This window comes from Agrobacterium sp. 719_389 (genome assembly GCF_900188475.1).
GTDB classification, from domain to species: Bacteria; Pseudomonadota; Alphaproteobacteria; order Rhizobiales; family Rhizobiaceae; genus Agrobacterium; species Agrobacterium radiobacter.
Window position 1 is genome coordinate 49,761 of record NZ_FYEM01000004.1, and the last position, 17,159, is coordinate 66,919.

Below are 17,159 nucleotides of genomic sequence, written 5' to 3' on the forward strand. Positions count from 1 at the left end.
CCACTTCAAAAGAGACACGCGCAACGTGACCGATACAAAAAAAATCGTGGTGCTCCTCAAGGGCTATCCGCGCCTGTCCGAGACATTCATAGCTCAGGAGCTTCTCGGGCTGGAAAAGGCCGGCCTGAAGCTCGAACTCATGTCGATGCGCCGACCCACGGACAAGAAGCGCCATCCCGTTCACGATGAAATCCGCGCGCCCGTTACCTATTTGCCGGAGTATCTGCACGAGGAACCGCTGCGCGTTCTGAGGGCGCTATGGGCCTGCCGCAAAAAGCCGGGCTTCACCAAAGCGCTTCGCCGCTTTTTCAGCGACCTGCCGCATGACCTCAGCCGCAACCGCTTCCGCCGTTTCGGGCAGGCCGCGGTGCTCGCACATGAATGGCCGGACGATGCCGAATGGCTGCACGTTCACTTCATCCACACGCCCGCCTCGGTCGCTGCTTATACCCATCTGATGACAGGCACGCCCTGGACGATCTCGGCGCACGCGAAGGACATCTGGACCTCGAACGACCGCGACCTTGCCGCCAAGCTGCAAAGCGCACGCTGGGCTGTGACCTGCACCGCCGGCGGTTTTCAGCATCTGCAGACCCTTTCCGGGGCTAAGAAGAATGTGCATCTGAGCTATCACGGGCTGGATCTTACCCGCTTCCCGCATTTCAAGACACCGCGTCCGGTAAGGGACGGATCGAACGCCGATGATCCTGTCAGGATTTTAAGCGTCGGCCGAGCCGTCAAGAAAAAGGGCATCGATATTCTGCTGCGCGCGCTCGCCTTGCTGCCGCAGGATATCCATTGGCGTTTCACCCATATCGGCGGTGGCGATGAACTGGTCGCACTGAAGAAACTCGCAGACGAACTCGGCATTGCCGACAGGATCGTCTGGACCGGGGCCATGGACCAGAAGCAGGTTTTGGAGAACTACCGGGAAGCGGACCTCTTCGCCCTTGCCTGCCGCATCACCAGCGATGGCGACCGCGATGGCCTTCCCAATGTGCTGGTCGAGGCCGCGAGCCAGGCGCTGACCTGCATCTCCACCAACATATCGGGCATCCCGGAATTCTTCGTCAGCGGTGAAAACGGCCTGTTGACGGAACCGGAAAATCCGGCCGCTTTCGCAGAGGCGCTGCGCATGGCCATCACCGATCCGCAATTGCGCCAGCGTCTTGGCAGTGCAGCCGAAAACCGTGTGCGCATCGCCTTCGACCATCGCACCAGCATTGCCGAACTGAAGGCCCTGTTCGAGACCGAGTGGGAAAAAACGCCATGACCGATACGGAAAAACGCCCCTGCGTCTTCTTTTACGTGCAGCATCTTCTCGGCATCGGCCATATCGCCCGCGCCAGCCGCATTGCCAACGCCCTGCAGGCGGACGGTTTCGATGTGGTTCTGGTGACGGGCGGCACACCGGTCCCGGGCTTTCCGGGCGAGGGCATCCGCCATGTCGAATTGCCGCCCATCGCCGTCAGCGACGGCAGCTTTGCCGGCCTGGTCGACAGTTCCGGCAAAACGGTGGATGACGATTTCAAGAAGCTTAGAACCGATATGCTGATCGGGGCCTATCACGGCGCCAAACCCGATATCGTTGTCATCGAGGCTTTTCCTTTTGGCCGAAGACAGGTGCGTTTCGAATTGCTGCCGCTTCTCCGTGAGATTGAGGACAGCGAACCGCGCCCCCTCGTCATGGCGTCGCTGCGCGATATTCTCCAGGAAAAAACCAAACCGGGACGGGACGAAGAGACCGTGTCGCTGGTGAAGAAACATTTCGACGCGGTGCTCGTCCATGGCGATCCGGATTTCGCCCGGCTGGAAGACACCTTTCCACTTGCTGGCGAAATCAGCCAGCGCATCGTCTATACCGGCCTCGTCGCTCCCCTTCCGCCGCCGGAACCGGAGGAGAAATTCGACATCGTGGTTTCCGCAGGCGGCGGCGCCGTAGGGGCAACACTCATACGGGCTGCTATCGAGGCCGCCCCTCTGCTTGATGGCATCAAGAACTGGTGCCTCGTAACCGGTCCAAACATGCCGCAGGCGGATTTCGATGCGATCTCGGCACAGGCGGCCGAGAATGTGTCCGTCTTCCGTTTCCGCAAGGATTTCGCAAGTTTGCTCGCCGGGGCACGGCTTTCGGTTTCACAGGCCGGTTACAATACCGTCTGCGATATTCTTCAGGCAAAATGCCGCTCGCTTCTGATCCCCTTCGCGGCCGGGGGCGAAACCGAACAGAGCGCCCGTGCCGAACGGTTGGCGCGGCTGGGGCTGGCGCATGTGCTGGAGGAAAAGGATATTTCCGCGCAAGCGATGGCCGATGCCATCAAGGCGACGATGGCCTTGCCGGCACCCGGCACGGTCACGCTCGATCTCGATGGCGCGGCCGGAACGGCTAGAGCGCTGCGCCGCCTTTATGATGAGCGGTGAGGATCGTCTTCAACTCGCGAACCGCCGACTCATCGGTAACCTTACGCCCTGCGCCGGTGAAGCCTAGCTTCGCCACCCTGCTGTCGGGATCATAGGCCGGAACGGCGGAACAGGATGCGTGGATTTCCGTGATCGGGAAGCGATCCAGCAATGTCTGAACGCTCTGCGGACGCACGCCGGCACCGGGCATGATGACGATCCGGCCTGCGGCCATCTCGGACAGGTGCGCCAGAGCCTCCATCCCCTCAAGCGCTGAACGCGCGCCACCGGAAGTGAGAATTCTTGGAAACCCCAATGCGATGGCGGCTTGCAGCGCCTCTTCCATGTCAGGCACGACATCGAAAGCCCGATGCAGCGTCACATCCAGCCCGTCGGCATGACTGCGCAGTTCTTCCAGCAAGGCAATATCGAGTGAACCATCGCCACGCGACGCGCCAAGCACCACGCCGGAAAGGCCTGCAGCACGCGCCGCATCGATGTCGCGTTTCATCACATCCGCTTCGTCGCGTGTGAACACGAAATCACCGGCGCGCGGCCTGATCATGACGCTCACCGGCAACCCGCAGGACGCCGCGCGTTGCATGAAACCCGCCGATGGCGTCACACCGCCGCCCGACAGCGCCGCACAGAGCTCGATGCGATCGGCCCCGCCGCTGACCGCCGCTTCCAGACCGGCGACATCGTCCACACAAATCTCGAGAATCATCGTAACCTCTTTCATTTGGGTGGCCGTTACCTGCGGCGGCCCTTTCCATCAAGCGCGTAAAGCATATAAACGCCGCCGAGCCCCACAATTGCTCCCAATATGGAAGTTCCCGAATAGCTGGAGACCAGGGTTCCAACGGCAAAAATCAACGCACCCAGACCAGCCCCGAGGAAGATATTGACGGCGATCAGCGAGCTTCCGAGCCCCGGCCGGTCCGCGATCAATTCCTGCAGGTAGGTAATGGGAATGCTGATGATCGCGGCAGCGCCCAGCGCACTGATGACCGTCTGCGCGTAAATATGCCACGGCGCGGAAGCAAGCCCCTGCAGGATGAGATAGATGGCATAAAGCCCCGCTCCCGCCGCAAGTGTCAGCGTTTGCGGAACCTTCTTCTCGATCCAGCCCCAGAGGAGAATGAAGACGATTTCCAGCGCAGCGACGATACCCGCAACAATACCGATATCCGCCACCGTGCCCTTGGCCTGTCCGGTTATGATAAGCGAGCGCACGGAATCGTTGAGATGCAGCATCGAGCAGATAAGCGCGATGGCGATGATCCTGAGCAGCACCCGCCGTGATCCGATTTCCGCAAGCGAGGCGCGCAGGCCGAACCGCGCCTCGGTATTTGCCGATGCCGGCGTGGCGGCCCGCGGCAGACAAAAGGCGACGAGCAGAAAGCAGACAAGCGCGCAGATGCCCGAAAACAGGAAAGCCATCAGCATATTGCCGGAATTCACCAGAAAAACACCGACAATACCAGGCACCATCACCCAGGAAAGCGAGATGGTTGCCCGCATGATCGAATTCACCGCGATCATCTCACCCGTCGAAAGGTTGCGCGCGTCGGCGCGCACATGCGCGAAGATCAACGAATTCATCGCCCCGAAAATCGGCAGAAGCACCAGCTTCGCCGCGATGAAGGCAGTGGCGTTGCCAGCCAGATAAACCAGCAGATAACCGCTGATGCCAAAGAGCGCGATATAGAGCATTGGCTTGCGATATTCGCCCAGCCTGTCGGCGACGATGCCCATCAACACGCTGGCGCTGACATTGATGACGGCGGCAAACAGCATCAACAGCGAATAGACGCTGTTGCTCAGCCCGATTTCGCGAATGCCGATGACCGCCTGATAGGGGGCGGTCGCCGCATTCGAAAACCCAAAAAACAGGATGGCGAGCGCCCCGATGCGGATCGACGGATTATTGATGACGATGGAAAGAGCCGACGGCATGGAGATTCGCCTGAGATGATCCGGCACCGCCGGATCGCTGGGTAAAAAGCTACCGGACCGCTGTCATCGCCAGCGGGCCGAAAGGATGGGTTTGGGGGTATAGTCGAAATGCGGCTTCCATGGGTAAAAATCGCCATCCCGGCGGCGATTGGGAAGATTTTCGATATCCTGATTGATAACCCCTTCCGTCAGCGCCATGAGGTTGGGATTGGCGATCGGTGCAAGTTCCGGTGAAAGATAACCGGACTTGACGACCAGCAGCCGCATGTCCTTTGGATTAAAGCCGAGACGGGTGAAATCCGAAATCATGTGATAAGGCCTGCGCCGCGCCGCCAGAATGACCGTGATGCCGCCGATGGCGACCACCGCCTGCCGCTCTTCCGCAGCACCTGGGTCGTCCAGTTTCACAACGCGGGCCTCGACGGTGACAGACGCGCTCTGCGGATCGAGACTGCCGCCGATCTCCAGGGAAAGTGTTGCACCTTCGCCGGCCGCAAAACAGGCTTCGACCGCCGGCCGGTCTGTGATGCCGCCCAGCAACGCACCCTGCCAGTGGCGCGCAATCAGCGCAGCCAGAACATCAGCGCGATCGCCAACCCCACCACCGGTCGGATTATCGCCCGAGTCGGCGAGAATGATCGGTCGCGTTGCCGTGTTTTCGGCAATATCCAGGATGGCCTCAAGCGGCTCGGTCACGGGGCCGAAACGAAAGTCCCGCCGGGCATTCCAGTAGGATTGCGCGATCTCGGTCGCGACCGCCTGTGCTGCCGCTTTGTCCGTTCCCGTTACGACGGCGCAGGCCGTTGCCCGGGGTTCATCGGCCCAGACGTAGCCGATCATGAAATTCGCATCCCAAATGCCGGGTAGTGCATCGTGATCCGGCAGAACCGCATAAAGGCTTTTGGCAGGCTCATCTTCCGTGGAGGTCTTCTCACCTGGCAGCAGAACCGGAATTTTCGCCCATACCACGCCGGGCTTTTCGCCGGTCTTCAGGGCCTTCAGCAGCATCGTCCAGGCCCGCACCATCGTTTCGCGCACGTCGATATGCGGCGCAGTTCGGTAGCCGGCAAATATGTCGAGCTGGTCGATGATCGTCTGGCTGACATTACCATGCAGATCGTAGCTCGCGGAAACGATTACATCCGGGCCCACCACAGCGCGCGCGCTGGAAATCCAGTCTCCTTCCGCATCGTCCATGCCTTCGACATTCATCGCGCCGTGCATGGCGAGATAAAGCCCGTCAAGCGGCAGCGCGGCCTTCAGACGTTCAAGGAATTCCCGCTTGAACGCGTCATAGGCCGCACGCGACACCGGTCCGCCCGGCACCGCACGCGCATGCAGAAGCGGCAGCACGTCCGCCCCGCCCTCACCGAGGAAATTGAAATACTCAGCCTCCAGCAGTTCGACGCCGCGAAAGACACGAAAATCTTCCTGCCCCATCAGCACCGGCGAATAGGTGCTGCATTCGGTATGAATTCCACCAACGGCAATACGCATGTCGGTTTCCCCTCAATAAACCGGGCTCAAGGGGACGATGGCGGAAAAACGCAGCCAGTCCTTCTGCGCCTTTGGTGTCCACGCCGCCTCGGCGATGGCCGGCAGCCTCGGGAAAACCAGATGGTTGAAATAGGCACGGTTGAGGAAGTGTTCCGACCAGATGCAGGCCTGAACGCCCTTCATCCGCTCCTTCAACTCCTCGGGAAATTCGCCGACGGCTTCATAGGCATAAGTATGCGAAGGCGGAACGGTGCCGGCCCAGCTTGCGCCCGGCTCCTGCCAGGCTTCATCCTGCACCATGTCCAGATAATAGGCCTGACCCGGCGTCATAACCACGTCGTAACCCTGGCGCGCAAGCTCAAGCCCAACTTCCGGCTTCTGCCATGCCATCAGCAACGTTCCGGCCGGATCGACACCACCACCATGGGAAACTTCGTCCCAGCCGGCAAGCTGGCGGCCGCGCTCATGCAGCATCCCCTGAATACGTTTCATGAAATAGGACTGGATGCCGAAGGTGCCATCCAGCCCCTCCTTTTCCATCAGCGCCTTGGCAAGCGGCGAGGCGAGCCACGACCCATCCGCGACCTCGTCGCCGCCAATATGGATCAGCCGCGACGGGAAGAGCTCAACCATCTCGTCGAATATCTTGCCGAGGAACTCATAAGTGGGCTCAATGGCCGGGTTCAGCGCATTATTGGGATATCCCTGCACAGAGCGGTAACTGTCCGGCGCTTCCTGCCCGTCCGTCAGTTCCGGATAGGCGACAAGAGCCGCCGTACTGTGGCCGGGAATATCGACTTCCGGCACGATTTCGATATTCAATGCCGCCGCATGCGCGACGACCATGCGCACATCGTCCTGCGTGTAATAGCCGGACACGGGTTCAGCCCCGTTACCGAGCTGCGGCAGAAGCGGCGCATCCGGACCGCGGGTTGCCCCAACGCTGGTCAACAGCGGATAGGCCTTGATTTCGAGCCGCCATGCCTCGTCATCCGTCAGATGCCAATGGAAGCGGTTCATGCGCAGCCATGCGAGAATATCGATAAGCCGCAGGACATCGCCTGTCGGATAGAATTGCCGCGAAACATCGAGATGGCAGCCACGCCAGCTATAACGCGGCGCATCGCTAATGGCGCCGGAGGCCGGGAAGCGAAATTTGGGGTCGATGCGCGCGCCATGCAGCAACTGCGCCAGAACCGTCAGGCCATATTGCAGACCGGCAGCGGCCGAATATTCCACGACAACTGCTTCTTTGGAAAAGCTGAGGCGATAACCTTCCGCTTCCAGCCCGCTATGCTGCTTGAAACGAAGCGGTTTTCCCTCATGAACCGGCGCAAGGCTGAAAGGCACATGGCCAACGGCAAAAAGCCGGCGGAACAGCGAAAGCACGGCTTCCACTGCAAGCACTTCTTCTGCGCTCGCATCTTCCGCCGGGAAGAGCGCGACGGGAAAACCCTCGCCTGGTTCGGCGTCAATTTCAGCGGGCCAGGGCTGGATGGAGAAGGGCAAATCGAGCTTTCCCTCGGGAAGCAATACCGGCGCGGGTTCGCTGTGACGCCCATCCAGCATCAGGTCACCGACATCAACGGCGCGATGCGTTCCGTCGGCAAGGCTGATATAGGCGGATTTCGCGCCATCCGTGCGATGCCTGGCCGGCCGCAGCAGGCCATCGACTGTGAAGCGCCAGGATTTTCCCGGCTCCAGCACAAAGCCCGGCGGCGGTGCAAATTCATGGAAATTGGCGTTGCGGCGCAGATAAACGGCATTGCCGCACACCGGCTTGTCCACCGTACGCGTCAGCGACGTGTAAACAATATGGAAATCCTTCAGCGGCGCGCCGGAAAGATTGACGAGGGTGAAGGTAAAGCCGCCCGATGCGGACTCTGCGAGCGGATGCCAAGAATTTTCAAGACGATATTGTGCGAGCGCCATGATGCTCCCCTTTATTGCGCATTGAACCGGTGAGACGGTTTTAATCAGTAGTGTTCGGATTGCGAGAAAGTCCGGGCAAGCGGCGCCTGCCCCGCCGTGAGACCACAATCAACCGGCAGGCACACGCCGCTGATGGCGGCGGCCTGCGGACTGGCGAGGAAAGCGACCGCATTGGCCACATCTTCGGGCCGCACGATCCGCTGCAGCGGATACCAGTGCTTTGCCTCCTCAAAGACCTGAGGATTGACGGCGGCCCGCGCCTCCCATGCCTGCGTGCGCACGGTGCCCGGCGCAACGGCGTTGGAGCGGATACCGAATTTGCCGTATTCGACAGCGATCAGCTTCGTCAGATGGATCAACCCGGCCTTCGCCGCGCTGTAGGCCGGGTGGCCGAATACCGCCATGCCATTGACAGACGTGATGTTGACCACCGACCCTTGCGTCCGCTTCAGCGCGTCCTCGAAAGCCCTGAAGCAGAGAAACGGCGCTTCGAGATTGAGGGCATTATCCTTGCGCCATATATCGGCGGTCGTGTCATGCAGGCTGACGGCCCTTGCGGCACCCGCATTGTTGATGAGGGTCGCAACATCGCCCAGTTCCGCAACCTCAGCGGCCAGCCTCGCAAGGTCCTGCGGATCGGTGACATCGCAGGTTTTCGCAACGAAATGCGGACCGGAAAGCAGGGATAGCGCGCCCGAAAGAGCGTCGGAATCGATATCGACCAACATTACCTTTGCATGGCTTTCAGCGAGCGCCGCGGCAATTGCCCGGCCAATATCACCTGCTGCGCCGGTAACGACGGCGAGCTGATCTTTCCTGTCCTTCATCTCCTACCACTCCCTTGAAGCTTTCCGACCCGCCCAAAAGCCGGGTCTCAGGCAAAGCAGCCTGTATTTTTCGGCATACCGCCCTCAATCACCGAGCAATTGCTTGTCATCCGGGTCACGGTGTTCCACGAGCTGCTGCTTGATATGACGCAACGTCACCATCGATCGTTGCCGTTGGTGATAGGCAGCAAGCGTCGCCAGAACATCGACGGCGGCCAGATAGGCGTAGCGCGATGAGGTGGGGCGGAAGATATTGTTTCCCTCGGGTACATTGACGGCCACCACCATGTCGGCGGCCGCAGCGACAGGCGTGTCACTCTGGGTGAGCGCAATGGTGGTTACCCCCATTTCCCGCGCCAGCCTGAAACATTTCACCAGTTCCATGTTACGGCCGGAAAAGGACGAACCAATGATGACGTCTTCCTTGCGCGCTGCAGCCGTCATCATCAGCTGCATGCTGTGATCGGCGCTGGTCGAAACGCGCAGGCCAAGGCGGAACAGCCGGTTCTGGATTTCCGAAGCGATCATCGAGGAATTGCCGCCTGCGCCGAAAGCATAGATCATGCCGCTATTGGCGATCTTGATCGCCGCTTCATCGGCAAGGGCGGGATCGAGCGTCCTGTGCAGCAGGAAAAGCGCTTCCTGCGCCTTGGCAAGCACCTCTTCCGCAACATCCGAGGGGCCAGTGCTGGACGGTTCGGAGGTGAGGTATCGGATACCCACATAGGCGGTCTTGGCGAGGCTGACCTTGAAATCTGAAAAGCTCTGGCAGCCGAGACGCCGGCAGAACCGCGTCACCGTCGGCGGAGACACTTCGGCCCGGGCCGCAAGCTCGATAATCGAGGCATTGACGGCGAATTCGAAGTCCGAAACCAGAATATCGGCGATCCGCCGTTCCGATTGCGAGAACTGCCCCTTGTCTTCCTGTATCCTTGCGAAAATATCCATGCTCATCGGTCTCCGTTCCGCCAAAACTTAAAGCCTGGCCCTGTTACCGATGCACCCTAATAAAGCGCGCCCGTCAACCGCATAGACCCCTGAATCGACCTTGTTTCGTCCCACTGACGACACGGCGGACACCTCTGATTTGAAAATTATTTTCTCTGTTGATTGACAGATGAGCATATGCCAACAATCCTCGCCAGAGAAAACTCCAAATCTTGAAAATAATTTCAAAAACGGACCCAAACCATGCGTGACCCCTTCAAAAACCCCTTTCCCGCAACGGACGTCGCCCGCCATTCCATCTGGGAGATGCTGGTGACGCGGGACATCGACGCATTCCTCGCCGCCGACTGGTCGAAGGTCGCGGATGATTTCGTCGAGGACGGCTTTCTCGGCATCAACGCCAACCGGGATGCGAACCCGGACAATTGGCGCCTGTCCTTCCCTTCGCTTGCCGCCTATCGCGACGAATGGCTGCGGCAGGCGCGGGATTTTCAAACCCAGCAATTCGCGGAGAATCCACGCGATGCGATCTTTGCGACCACCACGCTGGAAGAAATCGAAGTGGAAGGTGAGACCGCGCTGGTGCGCAAGAAGTTCGACGGCGGGCTTCGCAAGGCGGACGACAGCTTCGACGTCATGAAATGGCAGACGCTCTATTATTGCCGGCTGCATGAGGGACGCTGGAAGATCAGCGGTTTCACCGGCTACATGCCCAACCCCATGCCGTGATCCAGTGGACATGCAGTAAGGCTTTGCACGCCGGGCCAAAAGCCCGGCGTTGTTTTTTTGTCTGGAAGGAACGGGAAAATACTGCCTGAGACGGATCGCGTCAGGAACAGCCGGGCACGGGGAAACAGATTTCATGGCCCGTTTCCTGCCCCTATTGGATCAGCTTGAGAACTGAGAGATCAACGCGCCGTTCCAGCGCGATGCCGCTCTCATCGAACAGATGGCAATCCGATGCGTTGATGCCGGTGACGATCGGCTCATCCACGACTACAGGTGCGGAGCCGGAAAGCAGGGCGCAATAATTCTCACCCGTCGGCGCAACGCCATAAGCAATGGTATTTACCCCAAGCCGTTCGATCACGCTCGGCGCAACCTTGATATTGAGGTCTGCCGTTTCGAGGCCGGTATGTTCCGGGCGGATTCCGAGCGTCAACTGCCGGCCTTCAAGACCGGCACGCGGCTCGACCGGCACCGTAATCGTCTGGCCTTCATATTCCACCGTCACGCCCTCGGCGCTGACGGATTTACAGGTCACCTTCAGGAAATTCATTTTCGGATTGCCGATGAAGCCGGCCACGAACAGGTTAGCTGGCTTGTGATAAAGCTCGAGCGGCGCACCGACCTGGGCGATTTCACCGGCATTCAGCACCACGATCCGGTCCGCCATGGTCATGGCTTCCACCTGATCGTGGGTGACATAGATCATCGTCGCTTTCAGCGTGCGGTGAAGATTGGTGAGTTCGATGCGCATATCGGCGCGAAGCGCCGCATCAAGGTTGGAAAGCGGCTCATCGAACAGAAATATCTTCGGCTCTCGAACGATGGCACGGCCGATCGCCACGCGCTGGCGCTGGCCGCCGGACAACATGCCGGGGCGCTGCTGCAGGCGCTGATCGAGCTGGAGGATTTTCGCGACACCCTCGACCTTCTGCTTGATCTTGTCCTCCTCCATCTTCTCGACGCGGAGGGGAAAAGCGATGTTTTCGAAGACCGTCATATGCGGATAGAGCGCATAGGACTGGAACACCATGGCGATGCCGCGCTTGACCGGCGGCAATTCATTGACCTTCACGCCGTTAATGACGACGTCGCCACCGGAAATATCCTCAAGGCCCGCGATCATGCGCAGCAATGTGGATTTGCCACATCCCGAGGGGCCGACAAAAACGACGAACTCGCCATCCCTGATGTCGAGCTGAACACCCTTGATGACTTCGAAATGTCCATAGTTCTTGCGGACGTTGTTGAGATAAAGCTGACCCAAAACTTGCCTCTCCCGTCACCAGCCGACATCAGGCTGCGTTCAGAGACGTTCCGCAACACGGAAAAATCGCGTCGAACCGGAACGGTTGAAAAACACGAGACGCCCCTTCCGTCATAACGGCAGGCATTCCCGCGGCGGATTATGGGGTTGCGGGCGACCTGCGCCCGCAACCGTATCAATGTGGATTACTTGTACTGCTCGAGAGCGGCAGAGGCCTTCTTTGCGGCATCTTCCGGTGTTGCCTTGCCGGTGACGACAGACTGCACCATCTCGATCATCGTGTCCTGGAAGCCCTTGTAGTCGGTGAAGAGCGGCTCGGGGCCGCCATAGGCGATACCGTCGATCAGCGGCTTCCAGAAGGGATCCTTGGCGATGAATTCATCGACCTTCGGCGACGGACGCAGCGGAGTCAGACCCGCGCCGCCCTGCAGTTCGTATTCGCCCTGCGGGCCGGGAGAGGTGATGAATTTGGCGAATTCGGTCGCCTTTTCTTCCACGCCGGTTCCCTTGAAGATCGCCAGGCTGTCGGTGATGAGCAGCGTGCCGGGACCCTTAGCTTCCGGGCCAAGCGGCAGCGTCGCAATGCCCCAGTTGATCTTGGTTTCCTGCAGACGGGTGGCCGCACCGGAGCCAGCCTGGATCATACCAACCTTGCCATCGAGGAAGATGGCGCGGATTTCGTTCTGCTCATAGGCCGTCGGACCTTCGACGGAATAGGGCGTGATGTCCTTGTAGGCCTTCAGCGCCGCTACAACCTGCGGGCTGTCGACCGTGATCTTGTCACCGTCGATAACCTTGCCGTTATTGGTGTAAACCCAGTGCATGAACTGGTGCATGGTGTTGTCGAAGGTCTTGGCGGGCAGGCCGTAACCGGCAATGCCGGTCTTTTCCTTGATCTGCTTGGCGAAGGCGATTTCTTCAGCCCAGGTCTTCGGCGGCGTTTCCGGATCGAGACCAGCCTGCTTGAACAGGTCCTTGTTCCAGTAAAGCGCCTTGGTCGAGAATGCGACCGGCACGCCCCACTGCGTGTCCTCGAAGGTCACCGTGTCAACGATATTGGGGTAATAGGTCTTCTTTTCGTCTTCCGTCATCGGCACCGGAACGATCAGATCGTTCTGCGCGAACTGCTTCAGCGTGCGCGAACCGACATAGGCCATGGCGACAGGCGTGCCGGCAGCGGCAAGCGTGGTCGCCTTGTCCTGGCACTGCGCCCAGCCGACGACCTCAGGCACAACCTTCCAGCCCTCGTTCTTGCCTTCCCATTCCTTGATGTATTTCTCATGGATAGGGTCCATCTTGTCGCCGCAATAGATCCAGCTGATCTCCTTGTCGGCGGCGTGCGCCGTCACCGTGGTAAGGGCAGTGGAACCGGCAAATGCGAAAGCGCAGAGCGCCAATCCGTAATGTTTCAGTGCCATAGGTAGTCTCCCGTTTTGGTGGTCGTTCCGGTTGTTGTTTATTTCACCGCGCCGGCGGTAAGGCCGCTGACGAGATATCGTTGCATGAAGAAGATCACGACCATGGCCGGCGCAATGCCGACGAAACTGGCCGCCATCAACTCATTCCAGATGACTTCCTGACGACCGAAATAGGCGAAGAGGCCGATGGGCAGCGGCATATATTCGGTCTTGGAATTGAAGGTGAGCGCAAAGATGAACTGCTGGGCATAGGCGCCGATGAATGTGGTGATGGAGACGACAGCGATGCCCGGCATCGCCAGCGGCAGGATCACCCGGCGGAAGGTGTAGAAGTAGCTCGCGCCATCCACATAGGCCGCTTCTTCCAGTTCCCGCGGGATACGCAGCATGTAGGTGCGCAACAGCCAGATGGCGGTCGGGATAAGGAAGGCGGCGCCGGGAATGATCATCGCCAGATAGGTGTTGAGCACACCCATGTTGCGCATCAACCGGTAAAGCGGGATCAGAAGCACCGCGCCGGAGAACATGTTGATCGCCAGAAATGCGCCAAGCAATTGCCCGCGACCGCGAAACTGGAACCTGGCAAAGGCATAGGAGGCCGGAACCACCAGAAGCAGAACGATGATCGTCGAGATCGTCGAAATGAAGAAGGAGTTGAAGACGTAGCGGGCAAAGCCCGGAACGCTGACCCACATGGTGCGGTAGGCCTCGAAGGAACCGTTCGTCGGCCAGAATTTGTAGGGCGAGGAGAAAAGCAGGCTCAGCGGTTTCAGCGAAACCAGAAACCCTTCCACGAAGGGCGCCAGCACGAAGGTCAGGAATACGGCGATGCCGCAATAGATCCCGACAATTTCATACCACCTGTAGCGGTTGATCATCGCATTCTTGTCGGTCATCGGCTGGCCTCCTGCGAGATACGGCTGGTGATGCGGAAGTAGAAATAGGTGAAGATCGACAGGAAGATGCAGATCAGCACGGCGCGCGCCGCACCCTCACCGTATTTGTAGGAGCCGATCGCCGTCTTGTACGTGTCGATGATCATGGTCGTGGTCTGGCCGGTCGGGCCGCCCTGCGTCAGGATCCAGATGATATCGAAGGAATTGAAGGTCGAAATCAGCGAGATCATCGACATGGTAATCATGGCGGGCAGCATCAGCGGCAGCGTGATACGGCGGAAGCGGTAGGCGCGGCTGGCGCCGTCCGTCCACGCCGCCTCATAGAGATCCTGCGGAATGGCCTGAATGGCCGCCAGCAGATAAAGCGTCACCATCGGCACACCGATCCACACGTCGGTGATGATCGTCGCCCAGAAGGCGGTGTTGCCATAAGCAAGGAAAGCAACAGGCCCATTCACAAGCCCGAGATTTTGCAGCACGCCGGAAATCATGCCGAACTGGCCGTTATACATCCAGCCCCACATGAAGATACCGATAGCCATCGGCACGATCCATGGCGGCATGGTCAAAAGGCGAAACAGCGCCCGACCGGGAACGGCCGAATTCAGCAGTACTGCACCAAATGTGCCGATGATCATCTTTATCGAGACGGAAAAGAACGTCCAGATAAAGGTCCGCGTGATGACCTCGGCAAAAGTCGCGTTGAAAATTTTCTCGTAGTTGATGAATCCCACCCAGTTCGTCGTTTTTCTAAGCGACGCATCGGTGAAGGACAGGATGAAGGTATCGACGAGCGGATAAGCAACGATAACCGTGATGTATAAAAGCGCCGGCAGAAGAAGAAGCCAGGCGAAGACGACCGCGCTGCGTTTCGCATCCATCGCCGCGCCCCTCAAGCCGATTTCACGGCGGGGGATTTGGGCTGCCCGTGCAGCGCCAGATCATATTCCTCCCACACCGGCTTGAGATCGATCACTTTACGGCCATGGCGCGCTTCATCCATGGCAAGCGCCAGAATTCCGGCCTCGATCGCGTCGAGCGCGGAAACCGGGAGCGGCGTACCCTTGACGATATGAGCGATAACGTCCTCGGCCATCTGCTCATCCGCGCCATAATGCTGCGAGAGCGTGGTTGCCGCCGAATAGGTCTTGGCGACAGTCTTTTCATTGGTCCGGGCGTTGTGCACGTTCAGAAAACCGCGAACAAAATCGCCCTCGGCCATGCCCTTGGCGCCGATCACGCAGAAGCGGCGGAAATCGTCGGGAACGTTGAGATTGGTATGGAAGGCAAGCGACGCGCCGTTCTCGTATTCGACGATCGCCGTCTGGTAGTCGATGATATCACCGTCGCTGTCGAAGACCTTGTCGGAACCCATCCATCCGCTCGGCTTGCGATGGTAAACCTCCATGTCGTTGATGCCGTCATTCTGCGGCGCGTTCGCCGGCGTGAAGCTCTTGCGCCCGCCGAAACTCGATACGAAACGCGGCCGCGCGCCGACCACGCCATTATAGAGATCGAGGTCGTGGCAGCATTTTTCCAGCATGAAGGAACCGGAATAATTCTCGTAACGCCGCCAGTCGCGCATGAAGAATGCGCCGTGATAGGGCGGAATATGCTCCGAGGCCTCGATGGAAACGACATCACCCAGCTTGCCTTCGGCCTGCGCGGCGCGCAGATCGCGGTAAAGCGGGGAGTAACGCAGGACCAGACCAACGAGCAGCCGCTCGTGGCCGTGCTTGTTGAGCAGCCGGGCGAGTTCGAGGCTTTCCTCGATGCTGACGACGATGGGTTTTTCGGAGAAGATGGTGCAACCGGCCTCAAGCCCGATACGGATATGCTCAAGATGCATATGGTTCGGCGAGCCGATCATCAGCAGATCGAATTTTTCGTTTGCGATCAGCGCCTCGGGGCTATCGTAAGCCTTGCCGGCCGAAATGCCCTTCTCCTGCAGGCCCGGCAGGCCCGCCGGCGCGGGATCGACATAACCGACGATCTCGAAATCCCTGTCGATCTCATGAAAAACGTAGCCCAGATAACCGAGACGGAATCCGAGTCCGATAATTCCCACCTTCATGAACTTTGTTCCCTGTTCATTCGTAATTCATTTTCGCAGAAGCGACCATTTCTGTGCTGGCCATCCAGTTATCTGCGATAATTTTCCGCCACGATGAAATTAATTTTCACGACGGTCAAGTTAAATTCGATTTCACAAATGCTGCCGCCAGCTCGAAACCGACTTTTTCGTCGAGACCGGCGCGAAACAGATCGCCGCCCGCCTCCAACGCAAAAAACAATACCAAAAAAATGCCAATCGTCCAGAGCAATTCCGCTATCGAGAAATTTTTTTTGGTTAATGCGAAAATATCAAGCATGTAGCCTTATTATCAGGCAAAACATCGAAAAAATCACCGATTAATCGTACAAATCCGACAATGGTTTTATTTTGGTATTGCCGATTACGCGGCATATGATATAGCCAGAGCCGGCCATATCGCCGACCACATGGATCGTGACAGAGGTTATGGATGAACGGGGCAGCGCTTAATCTGGATGACCTGCAATCAGGCGGCGGCCCGCTTTACCTGAAACTGCGCCAGACGATTGAAGACGCCATCAATGGCGGCCGCCTGAAACATGGCGACGCTTTGCCGCCGGAGCGCGATATTGCCGAAAGCGCCTGCGTCAGCCGCGTCACGGTGCGCAAGGCGGTGGACGATCTCGTCCGCGATGGTCTTCTGGTCCGCCGGCACGGCTCAGGCACTTTTGTCGTCAAGCCCATCACCCGCATGCAGCAGCCCCTGACCAAGCTCACCTCGTTTACCGAGGACATGCGCCGGCGCGGGATGACGGCGAGCACCCGCTGGCTGGACAGGGGCCTGTTCCACCCGACCGGCGACGAGATGATGGCGCTCGGGCTTTCCCAATCCGCCATGGTGGCGCGGCTCACACGTCTGCGTCTCGCCAATGACCAGCCGATCGCACTCGAAGTCACGAGCCTGCCAGGCGATATTCTGCCCGACCCGCAACTGGTTGAAAACTCGCTTTATCTGGAGCTCGAGAAAAGCGGCATCCGCCCCGTGCGCGCCATTCAGCGCATCTCCGCCCGCAATCTCACCGATGAGGAAACATTGCTGCTTGGGGTCCCGCCGGGCTCGGCAGCGCTTTCCGTTCAGCGAATGGCCTATCTGGAAAGCGGGCGCCTCATGGAAATATCCCGCGCACTGTACCGCAGTGACGCCTATGACCTCGTCGCCGAACTGACGATGGGTCCCGAGTGACAAACCCTGAT

Annotated in this window: 16 protein-coding genes; 4 read left to right on the forward strand and 12 right to left on the reverse strand. The window is 59.1% G+C overall.

The genetic code is table 11. The annotated features are described in order from the left end of the window. Positions 1-25: 25 nt before the first annotated feature. Both CFB10_RS09120 and CFB10_RS09125 read left to right on the forward strand, forming a co-directional pair. Positions 26-1,273 (forward strand): glycosyltransferase, encoded by a 1,248-nt coding sequence (locus CFB10_RS09120; protein ID WP_020010914.1) that lies wholly within the window; start codon positions 26-28, stop codon positions 1,271-1,273. After that, complete coding sequence (locus CFB10_RS09125) at positions 1,270-2,421, forward strand: glycosyltransferase family protein (protein WP_020010913.1); 1,152 nt, start codon at positions 1,270-1,272, stop codon at positions 2,419-2,421. Before CFB10_RS09120 ends, CFB10_RS09125 begins: the two co-directional genes overlap by 4 nt. Here the strand turns inward: CFB10_RS09125 and CFB10_RS09130 are convergent. The 6 genes from CFB10_RS09130 to CFB10_RS09155 all read right to left on the reverse strand — a co-directional run bounded on the left by CFB10_RS09130 (position 2,387) and on the right by CFB10_RS09155 (position 9,563). After that, a complete protein-coding gene (locus tag CFB10_RS09130; protein ID WP_026363772.1) occupies positions 2,387-3,127 on the reverse strand; it encodes a copper homeostasis protein CutC in 741 nt (246 codons plus the stop codon). The two genes, CFB10_RS09125 and CFB10_RS09130, sit on opposite strands and share 35 nt — an antisense overlap. Before the next feature lie 26 nt (positions 3,128-3,153). Next, on the reverse strand, positions 3,154-4,359 hold the full coding sequence (locus CFB10_RS09135) for an MFS transporter (protein ID WP_020010911.1): 1,206 nt from the start codon (positions 4,357-4,359) through the stop codon (positions 3,154-3,156). A gap of 63 nt (positions 4,360-4,422) precedes the next feature. Next, positions 4,423-5,856: a M81 family metallopeptidase gene (locus CFB10_RS09140; RefSeq protein WP_020010910.1), complete on the reverse strand. Its 1,434-nt coding sequence runs from the start codon at positions 5,854-5,856 to the stop codon at positions 4,423-4,425. Positions 5,857-5,868: 12 nt separating this feature from the next. Further along, positions 5,869-7,788 (reverse strand): beta-N-acetylhexosaminidase, encoded by a 1,920-nt coding sequence (locus tag CFB10_RS09145; RefSeq protein ID WP_020010909.1) that lies wholly within the window; start codon positions 7,786-7,788, stop codon positions 5,869-5,871. Positions 7,789-7,832: 44 nt separating this feature from the next. Beyond that, the gene (locus CFB10_RS09150) at positions 7,833-8,615 is read right to left on the reverse strand and encodes an SDR family oxidoreductase (protein ID WP_020010908.1); all 783 of its coding nucleotides are present in this window, start codon (positions 8,613-8,615) and stop codon (positions 7,833-7,835) included. An 84-nt stretch (positions 8,616-8,699) separates the two neighbouring features. Beyond that, positions 8,700-9,563 carry a MurR/RpiR family transcriptional regulator gene (locus CFB10_RS09155; protein WP_026363771.1) on the reverse strand — a complete coding sequence of 288 codons (864 nt, stop codon included), beginning with the start codon at positions 9,561-9,563 and terminating at the stop codon, positions 8,700-8,702. 243 nt (positions 9,564-9,806) lie between these two features. Between CFB10_RS09155 and CFB10_RS09160 the strand changes: the two genes are divergently transcribed. Then, positions 9,807-10,292, forward strand: coding sequence for a hypothetical protein (locus CFB10_RS09160; protein WP_020010906.1), 486 nt, complete (start codon positions 9,807-9,809; stop codon positions 10,290-10,292). A 151-nt stretch (positions 10,293-10,443) separates the two neighbouring features. On the opposite strand, the gene CFB10_RS09165 is transcribed toward CFB10_RS09160, so the two are convergent. The 6 genes from CFB10_RS09165 to CFB10_RS09190 form a co-directional block, all read right to left on the reverse strand. Continuing rightward, positions 10,444-11,556, reverse strand: coding sequence for an ABC transporter ATP-binding protein (locus tag CFB10_RS09165; protein WP_020010905.1), 1,113 nt, complete (start codon positions 11,554-11,556; stop codon positions 10,444-10,446). A gap of 185 nt (positions 11,557-11,741) precedes the next feature. Next, complete coding sequence (locus CFB10_RS09170; RefSeq protein ID WP_026363770.1) at positions 11,742-12,974, reverse strand: ABC transporter substrate-binding protein; 1,233 nt, start codon at positions 12,972-12,974, stop codon at positions 11,742-11,744. 38 nt (positions 12,975-13,012) lie between these two features. Then, positions 13,013-13,870, reverse strand: a complete 858-nt coding sequence (locus CFB10_RS09175) for a carbohydrate ABC transporter permease (RefSeq protein WP_004443724.1) — start codon at positions 13,868-13,870, stop codon at positions 13,013-13,015. Then, complete coding sequence (locus tag CFB10_RS09180) at positions 13,867-14,751, reverse strand: carbohydrate ABC transporter permease (protein WP_020010903.1); 885 nt, start codon at positions 14,749-14,751, stop codon at positions 13,867-13,869. The genes CFB10_RS09175 and CFB10_RS09180 overlap by 4 nt, the downstream gene beginning before the upstream one ends. Positions 14,752-14,762: 11 nt before the next feature. Then, on the reverse strand, positions 14,763-15,944 hold the full coding sequence (locus CFB10_RS09185) for a Gfo/Idh/MocA family protein (RefSeq protein ID WP_020010902.1): 1,182 nt from the start codon (positions 15,942-15,944) through the stop codon (positions 14,763-14,765). A gap of 115 nt (positions 15,945-16,059) precedes the next feature. Beyond that, positions 16,060-16,242: a hypothetical protein gene (locus tag CFB10_RS09190; protein WP_020010901.1), complete on the reverse strand. Its 183-nt coding sequence runs from the start codon at positions 16,240-16,242 to the stop codon at positions 16,060-16,062. 153 nt (positions 16,243-16,395) lie between these two features. On the opposite strand from CFB10_RS09190, the gene CFB10_RS09195 reads away from it, so the two are divergent. After that, entirely contained in the window at positions 16,396-17,148 is a 753-nt protein-coding gene (locus CFB10_RS09195; RefSeq protein ID WP_003504923.1) for a GntR family transcriptional regulator, read from the forward strand. The last annotated feature ends 11 nt before the right edge of the window (positions 17,149-17,159 follow it).